We start from the raw sequence: 13,187 nt of genomic DNA on the forward strand, positions 1-13,187 counted from the left end.
AATTTCAGGCGTACCCCCGGGCGGCAGATCGACACAGCCGAGATGTCACGCAGTCTCCAGCACCGCGTTGAGCTGCGTAGTCACCAGAGCGAGCACGCGCCCGGCGGTCGCCCGAGTGGCCTCGCGTCATATCACAGATGGCTGCGCCCCTCGCCCCGAATCACTCCGGCAGCAGGCTGAGCGTCCCCTCGGCACTGCGCGCCGCGGTCAGGCAGGCGGTGGTGGTGAACTGGTCGGCCAGCGGGTGGCGGGCGCGGGCGCGCCATTTGCGCACCGCGGCCAGCGCCTGGGCGCGCTGGCGAGCGGCGTCGGTGCCGGAGGGCAGGCCGAGCCGCAGGTGGGTGGCCACGCCGGAGCCGCCGATCAGGCGGTGCAGTTCGGCGAGATCCGCTGCGGGCAGCGCCAATTCGTCGGTGCGCAGGCGGCCGAGCAGGCGGAGCTCGGCGAAGCCGTGGACATCGGCGAGCAGGGTGCGGACGCGGGGCAGCAATTGATCGGCCTGGGTGCCCGGGTACACGGTGAGCACGCGCGCCAGCGCAGTCAGCGCCGAATGCGCCTTGAGTTGGTCGGCGCGCTGGCCGAATTGCACATCGAGCACCGAGCGCAGCTCGTCCACACCGCTGCGGCTGGTCAGTTCCGCTGCCAGCGTGGCGGAATCGCGCACACCGAGCCGAATCAGCGTCACCGCCATCCGAATTCCGAACAGGCCGAAGCGTTCGGCGAGCTGGGCGCGTAGTTCCGGCGGGACCGGGAGCGCGATATCGGGACGCGCGAAGCGATCCGCCGAGAGCAGTGCGGCGCTCAGCTCGTCGACCGGAACCCCGGCCAATGCCTCGAAGGCGGTGAATTCCTGCTGACGCAGCGTCGCCGCGGCGAAGGCGAGCAGACCGGCGACGGGAATGACGGCCTGGCACAGCCCGGTTCGCTCCAGCTCCCCCGCGAAACGCATCGCGACATCGCGGGCGGAGTGCAATGCATCGATTCGCCCCGCCCCGATCTCATCGGCGCGCGAAACCACTCCGATCACCCCGAGCGGTCCCGAAATACCCTGCGCCCCAGCGGCGCCGGCACCGACCTGTTCGAGGAACCGAATATCGGCATCGTCCAGCCGACGCAGCAGATAAACAATGGCGTCCGCGCCGGGAACCGAGACACCCGCACCCGCCCGGTCGCCATCCGCATCGCCCGGTGTGAGCAGTCGCGCGGTGCGCATCGACACCTCCCGCGATACCGATGACGTGCCCGGGGTGTCGATGATGGTGGTATTCGCCAGCGCGGCGGCGGGCCACTCGACCTCGAGATGGTCGACCGGCCGCGGGCCCGGCGCATTCCAGTTCAGGCGTTCCAGATCGAAGGTCAGCCCGTGGGTGCCGCTGCCGCGACGCACCACCACATTCGCCGTCGCCCCATCCGGTGCGTAGGCGGTAACGCTCGGGGTCGAGCCATTGCGGTACCAGGTGACGACACGCGTGCACTCGGTCGCATCGGTCGGGGCGATGTCCTGTCCGACCAGGGAGTTGAGCAGGGTCGACTTACCCGCCTTCAATGAACCGGCCAGCGCCACCCGCAGCGGTTGATCCAGGCGACGGGCACAGTCGGCCAGCAGTGCGCGCGGCCGCGGCTCACGCGGAAAGGCCTGCCTGGCCGCGGCGACCAGCTGATGCGCCTCGGCGACGATGCCGGGCGCCTGCCGGGCATCGTGCCGGGTCACGTCTCTTCTCACGGAGCTACCGTACCGGCGGCCCATGCACCGGGCGCGGCGATGGCCGGTTACATGGCATCCGCATAGCGTCGCAGCTCGGCGACCATGTGCAGCTGCCGGTCGAGGACCGCGCAGCGCTCGGTGCGCCGCGCCGTCTCCATATTCGCCGCCTCCTGCGCGGCCCGCAGCGAATCGTCGATCGAACGCAGGGCGCGTTCGGCGATGCCGGTGTAGTGATCGCGCAGCGCCCGATGGATGCGGTGCATGCGGTCCTTGGACTCCTTGGCCGCCTGGAAGGCGACATCGTCGACGAAGCGCCGGATGGCAACCTTGGCCTCGTTGCGCCGGCGGGCCAGTCTGGCCTGCTTGTCATCGCGGAATGCCTTGCCGCCCACCAGCACACCGGCGCCGATGGAGATCGGATTGAGCATCGCGAGCCCGGCGAAGGTGGTGGCGAGCCCGACCATCAGCACACCGCCGTAGGAGCCGCGCATGCCGACCAGGATCTTGCTGCCGAAGCTGATATCGGGCTCGAGGTCGGCGAGGGTGCCGGTGCCGGTGCCGGTGCCGGTGCGACTGTCTTCGGTGTGCAGACCCGAGCTGACATCGGGCAGGTCGACCGCGCCGAGTTCGGTGAAGTGCGCGGCGACCCGTTCGGCCAGTTCGATCGCCCGGGTGTGCGTCCAGAGCAGGTTGTCGCCCAGCGCGGCGTCGATATCGCCGGTGAGCCATTCGGCGATCCGCTCCCAATGTCGGCCCGGATCGTGCTTATCGATCCACTCCTCGCCGGTTCTGGCGATCTCGCGCAGGCGTTCGCGCAGATCGTGATCGATATCGCCCGCCAGATCTGTGATGCCGTCGGACAGGGTCAGCTGCCAGGCCGAGGTGCGCCGGTGCAGATCCTCGGCGGTGGTCTTGGCCAACTGCAGCTCGCGCACCGCCATTGCGCCCTGGCGCGGATCGCGCAGCGAGACCAGTTCACTGCCGAGCGCGAGCGCCAAATGCTCTGCGGCGGACTGGATATCGTGGGCCACCGCGAGCCGGGTCGCCGCCTGATCGCGGGCCACCACCTGATCGCGCAGGAACTGGTACAGCACCCCGAAGCCGGATTCGATGCCCAACTGCTGGTCCTGCAGCAGCATCGCGTGCCTGCGCAGTACCGCGGAGACCGGGATGATCGGGACATCGACGCGCGCTCGGCTCAGATGGTCCAGATCGGCCTGATGTACCTGGCGCCAATGTGGATACAGGTCGACCTTGGTGAGCAGCAGTGCGGTGGTCGGGCACAGTTCGCGGACCTGCCGGACGAAGGCGAGTTCCGGTTCGGTGAGTTCGGTGGAGGCATCGGAGAGCACCAGCACCGCGTCCGCGGTGGCGACCATGCCGAGAACGCCTGCCGCATAAGAACTCGCGTGCCCGCCGACGCCGGGGGTGTCGACCAGGACGATGCCGTCGGCGAGCAGCGGATTCGGGAGCTGGATCTGGAGGCGCAGCACGCGACGGCCGTGCGCCTGCGGTGCGCGTGCGTGCACCGAGCCGATCTCGTTCATCGGCAACGGAACTCGCGCCTCCTCGGCACCGCTCGGACCAGCCAGCACGAGTTCTGCGCGCGGTTCGGGACCGTGCGCGAGCAAGGTCGGGACATCGGTGGTCGCATCATCGCCGACCGGGCAGATCTCGAGGTTCAACAGCGCATTGACGAAACAGCTCTTGCCCTGACCGAGCTGTCCGGTGATCACGATGCGCCGCCGCGGATCACGGACCCGGTCGGCCGCCACTTCCAGGCGGTCGACCAGATCATTGCGACCCGCGGCGCGCGCCGCGGCAATGGTTTCACCCAGTACCGTCAGCAGCGGTACTGCGGGCGGTTGAGCATGCACTGCGGGTGTCCCCATCGAACCTCTTTCGTACGGATATCTGCCGGGGCAGATACCTTCTTAGTGCAGGAAGGCGTCGCCGCCGAGATCGCCGCCCGCGTGTCCGCTCAGGTCGGCACCCGCATGCGAATCGGTGAAGAGCCCGGAGTCGCTGTGTCCGGTCACCGAGGTGTCCAGATGCGATCCGGCCGAACTGTCGAGTCCGGAACCGAAGGCACTCGAAACATCCAGCGACGACCAGGTATTCGCGGTGGAGCCGACGGTCGAGGACGCGCCGCCGGTCAGCGCGGAACCGGCGTGACCGCCGAGATCGGCGGCACCGCTGGCAGCGCCCTGCGCCGCACCGGCGGCCGAACCAGCAACACCGGAGTGCACCGTGCTGTCGACGCTCGACGAAAGACCGCCGCCGAGACCGGCATTCGCCGATCCACCGAGATCCGTGGCAAGTCCGGTTCCGGCGTGCACACCACTGTCGATGGCACCGCCGAGTCCGGTTTCCAAACCGGTTCCCGCGTGTGCGGCACCGCCGAGTCCGGTCGCCAAACCGGTTCCGGCATGCGCGCTACCGCCGAGCCCCGTTTCCAAGCCCGTTGCGGCCTGCGCACCGCCACTGGCGGCACCACCGATTCCGGTGGAAAGGCCGGTGCCCAGATGCGATCCGGCATCGACCGCGCCCTGCACACCGGACGTCACGCTGCCGCCGACACCGGTGGCAGCGGTGGACAGACCCGACTGCAGTCCGGTGACCGCGTGGCCCCCGGCATCGACAGCACCGCCCGCACCGGCGGACAGACCAGCACCGAGCTCCGAACCCGCGTGCGCGCCAGCACCGAGCGCGCCAGTGAGACCGGACGACAGACCCGCGCCGAGATCGGCACCCGCCTGGGCACCACCACCGAGCGCGCCAGTCAAACCGGACGACAGACCGGCACCGAGATCCGCACCCGCCTGGGCACCGCCACCGAGGCCGGTGGTCAACCCGCCGTTCGCGACACCCGCGAGCCCGGTCGTCGCATGCGCACCCGCGTCGACAGCACCACCCAGACCGGTCTCCAGACCCGACCCGACCTGTCCGCCGCCGTCGAAACCACCGCCCAGGCTCGTCGACAACCCGCCACCGAGGTCGGCGCCCGCACCGAGCGCGGCACCGGTGGCCAGCGTCGACTCCAGCCCGGTCGTCACCTGACCGGCCGCACCGACCCCGGACGACACACTGGACGACACACCAGAAGACACTCCGCCCCCCAGCCCCGTACCCGCATCCACCACACCGCCGACACCGCTGGCCAGCCCCCCACCGAGCTCCGAACCCGCCTGCGCCCCAACACCAAACGCACTCTCGATCCCCGAGGTCGCCTGCGCGCCAGCATCAACGGCACCGCCGAGACCCGCGGACAGCCCCGCACCGAGATCACCACCGGCATGCGCACCGCCGCCGACCGCACCACCAAGTCCAGTCGACAGCCCGGTTTCCAACCCCCCTGCCGACTGCGCACCAGCATCGACAGCACCACCCAGTCCAGCGGACAAGCCACCACTCAGATCGGCACCCGTGTGCGCACCGGCATCGACCGCACCACCGAGTCCCGTGGACAACCCGCCACCAAGTCCGGCACCAGCGTCGAGGGCACCACCGATCCCGGTGGACAACGCGCCACCAAGTCCGGCACCGGCCTGCGCACCCGCGTCAACCGCGCCACCGATTCCCGTCGACAGCCCGCCACCAAGTCCGGCACCAGCATCAACGGCACCACCGATCCCGGTCGACAACCCGGTTTCCAAACCACCGGTCGCTTGGCCACTCGCATCGATCGCGCCACTCAGACCCGAGGACATCCCCATGCCGAGATCGCTACCGACCTGCGCGCCACCACCGAGGGCACCACCAATTTCAGTGGACAGATCCGCACCCGCGTGAGTCCCGGCATCAACCGCCCCACCGATTCCCGTGGACAACGCGCCACCAAGTCCGGCACCAGCCTGCGCACCAGCGTCAACCGCGCCACCAAATCCCGTCGACAGCCCGCCACCAAGTCCGGCACCGGCCTGCACACCAGCGTCAACCGCACCTCCGAGTCCGGTGGACAGCCCTGCGCCGAAATCACTTCCGGCCTGGGCACCAGCATCGACGGCACCACCGAGTCCGGTGGACAAGCTGCCGCCCAGTCCGGCACCCGCCTGCGCACCGGCATCGACCGCGCCCCCGAGTCCGGTGGACAGCCCCGCGCCGAGATCACCGCCGATCTGTGTCGCGCCGCCGACGGCACCGCTGAGTCCGGTGGTCAGGTTCGTGTTCACGTCGGCCGCGGTGCCGATGGCGCTGGAGAATCCAGTTGTCGCCTGGGCACCGGCGTCGAGTGCGCCGCCGAGGCCGGTGGACAGGCCCGCCTCGAGGCCCGAACCGGCCTGCACACCGGCATCCACCGCGCCGTTGAGGCCGGTCGACAGGCTGCCACCGAGTCCGGCACCGAGGTCCGCGCCCACTTGACCGCCCGCACCGACGGCGCCGCCGATTCCCGTCTCCAGGCCCGCCGCCGCATGGGTGCCGGCATCGACCACACCGCCGAGACCGGTGGACAGGCTCGTGCCGAGGTCGGCACCCGCTTGGGCGCCGACACCAATGGCGCTGCTCAGGCCAGCGCCGAGGTCGGCACCGGCATCGATGACGCCGTTGAGCCCGGCACCTACCTGGCCGCCCACGCCGAGACCGCCGGACAATCCGGTCTCCAAACCGGAAATCACCTGCGCACCGGTGCCGACGGCACCGCCAAGGCCCGCGCCGAGCGCACCGCCAAGGCCGGTGCCCACCTGCGCACCGGCATCAATCGCACCCGACAGACCCGTAGCCAGATCGGCCCCGGCCTGTGCACCGGCGCCGAGCGCACCACCGAGGCCAGCCGTGAGACCGGTCACAGCCTGCACACCGGCATCCACAACGCCGCCGAGACCAGTGGTCAGCCCCGTGCCCGCATTGACAATGCCGCCGAGCCCGGTGGCCACACCGGCGCCGAGGTCGGCTCCGGCCTGCAGACCAGCGCCGATCGCGCCATTGAGGCCGGTCGCCAGGTCGAGTCCGGTGCCGATGCCCAGATCGGCGCCGAGATCGATATCGGTGCCCAGGTCGACGCCCGCGTCGGCGGCCGCGCCGACACCGACCGCCGCGGCGGTATTCGCACCCGCGGCGGCATTCGCATCGGCCGCGCCAGCGCCACCGGCCGCCACGATTGCCGACAGCTGCGAACCGCCAGCGATGAGGGCCGATTCGGCGACCATGGGGGCGACGGCGGCAATGTCTTCCGGCGTCACCGCGGGCAAACCGGCAGCCGCCAGTGCCTGTCCGGGGTTCGCGCAGTAACCCACCGCTGCCTCATGGTCGCGCAGCAGGTTGAGGATGAACTCCAGAATCGCGTTCGGTGTCATCGAAATCATCTCCCTGGATGAGCGGACCCTCGCGATCCGCGGTCGTTGGAATGCATTTCACGCTAGGGACGTCAAGCGTTACTTCGAAACGGGGCGCACCCCTACTGCACACCGCACGTCACCGTTAGGGGCACCCGAACCATTAGGGGAATTTCCCCGCAACTTCCCCGCCTCAGTAACGGTGGATGCTCAGCAACCGACAGAAGTGTTGCGGTTGGCGGGTCCACTCCGCCCCTTCCTGAACTACAACAGCGACTACCGGGCCACACAGTTTTCGAACGGGGTTCTCGAATGACAGAGCGTCTGGCGCTCGGCATCAATGTCGGAGCGTCGAATTCGGTCGCGGTGGCGACCCCGGGGGACGGCAGCGATTTCGACCGGGGCCACTCCGGTGGCACCGTCATAACCCATCCGAGTGTGTTGCGCCTCACCCCGGAGGCGGCGCCCGCGTTCGGCAGCGGCGCCCGCCCGACCGGCAGGCACTCCAATGACGTCGTACTCGAGGGCTTCCTCGCACGGGTCGGCGATCCCGTGGATATTCTCGCCGAAGACGGAAGTGCCCACTCCGCAGCGGATCTCGTGGCTACCGCGGTCAATTGTCTGATCGAGGAGATCGGCGCCGACGCAACACAATCCACGGTCGCCTGCCATCCGGCGTGGTGGTCACGGCACACCGTCGATGTGCAGCGGGCCGCGTTGGATCGCGCGGGTCTGCGCGAGGTGACCCTGGTTCCGGAACCGACCGCGGCGGCGCGCTGGCTCGAGGCCGCACACGGCCCGCTCGGTGACGGCGCGGTGGTCGTCTACGACCTCGGCGCATCCGGTCTCACCGTCTCGGTGGTGCGCACCGGCGTTGCCGCGGCAGTGCTCGGCACACCACTGCGGACCACCGATGTTGCTGGCGCCGAATTCGATCTGCTGACCATGCGCTACGTCCTGGCTAATGCCCTGCGCGGAAATGATTTCGATCCGTTCGATCCGGTCATCGAACGGGAATTGTCGGCATTGCGCGATCGCTGTCGATATGCGAAAGAAGAGCTTTCCACAAATACCGCGACAGTCGTCCCGGTCCGTTTGAACCCGACCGATCACCACGCCGAAAACATCCGACTGGTCCGCGGCGAACTCGAGGATCTGCTCCGCGGGCCATTGCTGACCTCGATCGACCTCATTCGCGACGCGGTACATCGCGCCGGACTCGATATCGGCGATATCGGCCGGGTGCTGCTCACCGGTGGCGGCGGCGCGATCCCACTGGTCGCCGAATTGGTCTCGACCGAATTCGGACTCCCGGTGGTCGCGGCGCCCGAGCCGAAGTTCACCAGCGCACTCGGCGCTGCCGAGCTGGCCGCGGATCTACTCGCGGCGACGCTGGATCACACCCCGGTGGCGGCCATGGCCGTCGGCATCGCGAAGACCACCGAAATTCCGACGACGCCGCGACGCGTGGAGCCGACCCCGCACGGCGCCCGCATGACCGGCCGCACCCCGGCCGACGACAACGCCACCGTGCCCGATCAGACCTTGCCGAAAAAGCGCGACCGGTCCGGCCGGAGGCTCTCCGGCCGCCAGCGCGCCGCCATCATCGCGGGCGCGGCACTGATACTCGGCGCACTCGCGACCGGTACCGTCGCCATCGGCACCGGCGCGCAGTCGGGGCCGAATCCGCCTGCGGGCCCCGACCCGACAACCGCGCCGGGCGCAGCGGTCGTCGCGGTGACCAATAGCGGCAATACCTCCGACACCGCGGCCACCTCCGCGAAGGACTCGCCCGCCGCAACCACGGACAGGCCGAAACCCGTCGCGGGACAACCGAGTTCCCCGACCGCGAGCACCGTCGCCGGGGTGAACGATCAGCCCGTGCCGGTCCAGACCACCGACGGCCAGCCCGCCCAGAGTCAACCGGCACAGAGTCAACCGGCGCAAGGTCAACCGATACCCGCGACCCAGCCGTCGACGGAGGCTCCGGCACCGCAGCCACGCCCGACAACGCAGCCGCAGCCGCAGCCGACAACAACGCAGCCGGTACCGCAGCCGCAGGTCCCGACCGTGCCCCTGACCCTGCCGACCGACACCCTGGGCGACACCGTCGGCGGCGTCGTATCCGCACTGCCGAAGATTCCCGGAGGCAGATGATGAGTGATATCGCCTTCGACACGCTGCCCTGCGCTCGCGAGATCTTTCGCGAATTGGACTCCGCCGACCGGCAACCGGTCGTCTATCTCATCCGCGGCCGCTCCGGCTCCGGCAAATCCACCCTCCTTTCGGTGATCCGGGCCCGCCTGCGCGCGCATGACATCCCGTTTCAAGACGATCCCGCAATGTCCGAATACCTTGCGCCGCAGGGCAACCCGGTCGACGGCGGGCATGCGATTACGGACGGTCACAATCCGGACCGGCTGCACGCCGACACCGATTCGCCTGCCAACCGCATCCGCACGAACAGCGCGGACCATGTCAGCGGCGACGGCCACCGCACCGGCCACCTGGTCCGAACCGCCGAAAAGCCCAGCACCGGCCAAGGCATTCGCGCCACCAACAGCACCCTTCCGGGCGGCAGCGCCCCGCGCCCCGCCCTGGTTATCGACAATGCGCACACCCTCAGCGCAGCCGATCTCGAATCCCTCTGCGCAACCATCGAATCCGGCCGCTACACCGTTATTGTCGCGACCCAGCCGCGTCCGCACGATCCGCACCTGCGCACGCTCGCCGACACCGTCGCCCGCCGCGGCCGGGTGGCCGATCTGCGCGCCCTCGGCGTCTCGGATATCGCGCCGTTCGCCCGCGAACTGGGCATGGCGGTGCCGCGCCCGGTCGCCCAGCACATTCACCGCCAGACCGCGGGCAGCCGCGGCGGTGTGGTCGCCGCGCTGACCGCCGCCTGTTCGGCCCGCCTCGATGCCGGGATCAGCGCCGTCGATGACGCCGTCGCCGCATGGGCCCGTGCTCTCCTGGACAACCTCGAGCCGGACCTGCTCGAGACCTTGGTCGTCGCCACGACCGGCACCGGACTGGACTCCACCGAACTCACCGAGGTCCTCGGCGTGGAAAATGCCGCGGCCCAGGACCTTATCGACCGGGCCAGGGCCAGCGCCCTGGTCACCGATGCCGATCTGCTGCTGGAACCCGCCGTCAAGCCGCTGCGCACGCTGCTCGGCGATCGCCGCTTCGTGGCCGTCCAGCGCCGATTGCTCAACGCTCGACTGGATGCGGGCCTGCTCCGCGATCACACCGCACTGCTGCTCGCCGAATCCGGCGTCCGCGACCGACGGCTGGCCGAATTCCTCAGCGCCGCAGCCGAAAAGGCGGGCCGCGAGGCCGTCCGCTACTACGCGGCCGCGGCGGCAAGCGGCGCCGATCCCGACCTCATCTCGCTGCGTTGGGCGGAGGCGGCCGCGCGCACCGGCGACGGCGATACGGCGATACGGCTGGCCGAACCGCTCTTGGCTCGCCCGGGTGTCTCCGGTGTGGAACTGGCCGCGGCCGTGCGGATCTGCGCGGCAGTGCTCACCCGACGTGGTCTGGTTGGCCGCGCTGCCCAGCTGTATTCCTGGCTCGGCGCGCGGCGGATCGGCGCGGATTGGGCGGTCGGCGCCACCGTGCAGTACCTCGCGGGTGACGTGACCGCCGCAGCAGAGCTGTCCGAATCATCGACGCAGTGGCCGCCGACCGAGGCCAACGCGCACGCCCGCCTGATCGCCAGCGCACTCGCCCGCACCATCGTCGAACACGAAACCGGTACCGCCGCAGCGGTATCCGCACTCATCCAGGCCGCGCAGGCCGATGCGGGCAGCGATCGGTTCCTGCCGTGCACCGCGGTCTCCATCGCGACGCTGCTGTGCCTGAGCACGGGTGAGCCGCGCCGCGCTGGTGAGGCGCTGCGCCGGGCCGGCACCAGCGGCCTGCGCTGCCATCAACTGCAGGTGCTCGCCGCGTGGGCCGCGATGCTCGGCGGCGACGAACAGGCCGCCGCGGCCACCGTGGCCGCGCTGCAACCGGATTCGCTCGATATCCGCGACCGTCTGCTCGCACACGGCGTCGCGGTCGGCCTGGCCCGCCGCGGCGGTGATCATGCCGCGCTCACTCGCGCCTGGCAGGCCGCCTATCCGCTCTTCGACGATGTCGATGCCGATCTGCTCACCCTGCTGCCCATCGGTGAGCTATGGCTGGCGGGCATCCGGCTGCGCGATGAGCGCCGGATCGCGCCGCTGGTCGATGCCTCCCTTGCACTGCTGCGCCGGCTGGACCAACCGCCCGCCTGGGCCAATGCCTTCCACTGGTACGGCGTGCAGGCCGCGATCGCGCACGAAAGTCCGGAGGAACTGCTCCCGCATGCCCGGCTGCTCAAGGCCGCGGCCGAAGCCGGGGACCGGCACGCCGCGATCCTCGCCGACGCGGGTCGCACCTGGGTGCTCGTCCTGCGCGGACAGGTCGCCGCGGCCCCGGTGCAGGCGGCCGTGGCCGGCCTCAGCGAGATCGGCCTGACCTGGGATGCCGCCAGGCTCGCGAGCGAGGCCGCACTCGCAGCCGCCGATTCCGCCACCGCGACGACACTGCTCAAACTGGCCAGAACCGTCCGCGCCGACGCCCGGCCCCAGGAACAGCCGGTCCGCCCGGCCGCCCCCACCTCGACCAACGGCGATGGGCCGACGCCGCCGGAACCCGTGCCGGACGCCGCGATTCTCAGCGACCGCGAACGCGAGGTCGCCGAACTCGTGCTACTCGGTCTGACCTATCGGGAGATCGGCGCTCGTCTGTATATTTCGGCGAAGACCGTGGAGCATCATGTCGCCCGTATCCGACGCCGGATCGGTGCCCGTTCCCGTTCGGAGCTATTGTCGATGCTCCGCGCCATGGGACACGGCTCGCTGCTGGTGTGACCGGGGTGCCCGCCGATCCGTGACGCCGAAGCGAGGTAATTGAGGATGGCCACTGGGGTGGGCCTGCGCATCGCCGAGGACAACTGCACAGCGGCCATCGTGACCGATAACGGCGAACCACAGTTCATAGTCCGTGAGTCGATCCTGCACATGTCCGATGACGGCGATACCGTCCTCGGCGGTCCAGCCCCGGCCGGTCATACGCATTCGATCACCGGTTTCGCCTCCGCGGTCGGCAATCCCGCGGGTATCTCCGTCGACGACGGCGAGGCCTACCGGGCCGAGGACCTGGTCGCGACGGCACTGTTCTGCCTGATCAACCTCACCGCCGAACATTTGAACGGCGCCGCCGAGTTCTACGCGACGTATCCCGCCGGCTGGCCGTCCCAATACGTGCTCTCGCTGCGCGAAGCCCTCGACTACCTCGGCCTGCGTTCGGTATTGCTGGTCAGCGAGGGTGACCTACCCGTCAGTGACGCCCTCGAACCGGAGCAGTCCTACGCCTACGACGCCGCCCGGGCGGCATTGGCCGCGGTGCTGGCGACACCCGCTGGCGCGACACCGCCGGATCCGAGCGATGCCGAGAATTCGACCGTCGTCACCGACGTCATCCCAGCGGTGCCGACGCCTGACGCACAGCTGCAGGCCTATTCGGCGGCGATCCCGATCGGCGAAACGCTCGTCGCGCCAGTCGGCGAACCGGTTGCACCGACCGCGGTCGAGGCGCCCGCGGTCGCCGCCGGAAAGCCCAAGCCACCGCGCGTCACCCCACTGCTGATCGCGGTCGCCGCTGTCATCGGTCTGGTGCTCGGGGGCTTGGGCATCTCGGTGCTGTTCCATGACCCGGCGACCCCGGTGCCGCCGGTGCGTGATGCCAAATCCGAACAGGTATCGGTGAGCCCGTCGCCGCAACCGCCGGTCGACCTCCCGACCGCGCCGGTCACCACCACCACCGAACCACCTGTGGTCATCACCAGCAGCGAACCGGAGACGACCACCGAGGTGCCGACCACGACACCGCCGCCGACCACTACCACCACCACTACCGAGCCGCCGACCACGACGACACCGCCGACCGCCACCACCACCACGCGCTCGAGCCGAACCACGACGACACGCCCGTTCCCCATGTGGACCGCCCCTGGCTGGAGTCCGCAGCCGTGGGAACCGCAGTACACGTTCGACTTCCCATCTCCTCGATGATTTAGTGGGGCCCGACGTAGGTTTGTGCCTTAAAGTGATCGGCTGACCGATGTTGTCGCAAAATTTGCGCACAACAGGTCTGTTGCTGGACGAAGACTGTGCGCC

6 protein-coding genes are annotated in these 13,187 nt (G+C 69.7%); 3 read left to right on the forward strand and 3 right to left on the reverse strand.

The window, feature by feature from the left end:
- Window positions 1–160: 160 nt before the first annotated feature.
- Genes ABZW16_RS11570 through ABZW16_RS11580 form a run of 3 tightly spaced genes read right to left on the reverse strand, consistent with a single transcriptional unit; the run spans window position 161 to window position 6,999 of the window.
- Complete coding sequence (locus tag ABZW16_RS11570) at window positions 161–1,723, reverse strand: dynamin family protein (protein WP_354954788.1); 1,563 nt, start codon at window positions 1,721–1,723, stop codon at window positions 161–163.
- A gap of 47 nt (window positions 1,724–1,770) precedes the next feature.
- Window positions 1,771–3,597, reverse strand: coding sequence for a dynamin family protein (locus ABZW16_RS11575; RefSeq protein ID WP_354954790.1), 1,827 nt, complete (start codon window positions 3,595–3,597; stop codon window positions 1,771–1,773).
- Window positions 3,598–3,639: 42 nt separating this feature from the next.
- A complete protein-coding gene (locus tag ABZW16_RS11580) occupies window positions 3,640–6,999 on the reverse strand; it encodes an IniB N-terminal domain-containing protein (protein WP_354954792.1) in 3,360 nt (1,119 codons plus the stop codon).
- Window positions 7,000–7,290: 291 nt separating this feature from the next.
- On the opposite strand from ABZW16_RS11580, the gene ABZW16_RS11585 reads away from it, so the two are divergent.
- Genes ABZW16_RS11585 through ABZW16_RS11595 form a run of 3 tightly spaced genes read left to right on the forward strand, consistent with a single transcriptional unit; the run spans window position 7,291 to window position 13,082 of the window.
- Window positions 7,291–9,135 carry an Hsp70 family protein gene (locus tag ABZW16_RS11585; protein ID WP_354954794.1) on the forward strand — a complete coding sequence of 615 codons (1,845 nt, stop codon included), beginning with the start codon at window positions 7,291–7,293 and terminating at the stop codon, window positions 9,133–9,135.
- Entirely contained in the window at window positions 9,135–11,879 is a 2,745-nt protein-coding gene (locus ABZW16_RS11590; RefSeq protein ID WP_354954796.1) for a LuxR C-terminal-related transcriptional regulator, read from the forward strand. The genes ABZW16_RS11585 and ABZW16_RS11590 overlap by 1 nt, the downstream gene beginning before the upstream one ends.
- Before the next feature lie 45 nt (window positions 11,880–11,924).
- Window positions 11,925–13,082, forward strand: a complete 1,158-nt coding sequence (locus ABZW16_RS11595; RefSeq protein ID WP_354954798.1) for a hypothetical protein — start codon at window positions 11,925–11,927, stop codon at window positions 13,080–13,082.
- Window positions 13,083–13,187: the final 105 nt, after the last annotated feature.

This window comes from Nocardia sp. NPDC004604 (assembly GCF_040609795.1).
Taxonomy (GTDB): Bacteria; Actinomycetota; Actinomycetes; order Mycobacteriales; family Mycobacteriaceae; genus Nocardia.

Excerpts from the sequence above, each read along its gene's own strand:
- ABZW16_RS11595 (WP_354954798.1), top strand. The coding sequence starts at position 11,925 with ATGGCCACTGGGGTGGGCCTGCGCATCGCCGAGGACAACTGCACAGCG.
- ABZW16_RS11585 (WP_354954794.1), top strand. The coding sequence starts at position 7,291 with ATGACAGAGCGTCTGGCGCTCGGCATCAATGTCGGAGCGTCGAATTCG.
- ABZW16_RS11590 (WP_354954796.1), top strand. The coding sequence starts at position 9,135 with ATGAGTGATATCGCCTTCGACACGCTGCCCTGCGCTCGCGAGATCTTT.
- ABZW16_RS11580 (WP_354954792.1), bottom strand. The coding sequence starts at position 6,999 with ATGACACCGAACGCGATTCTGGAGTTCATCCTCAACCTGCTGCGCGAC.
- ABZW16_RS11575 (WP_354954790.1), bottom strand. The coding sequence starts at position 3,597 with ATGGGGACACCCGCAGTGCATGCTCAACCGCCCGCAGTACCGCTGCTG.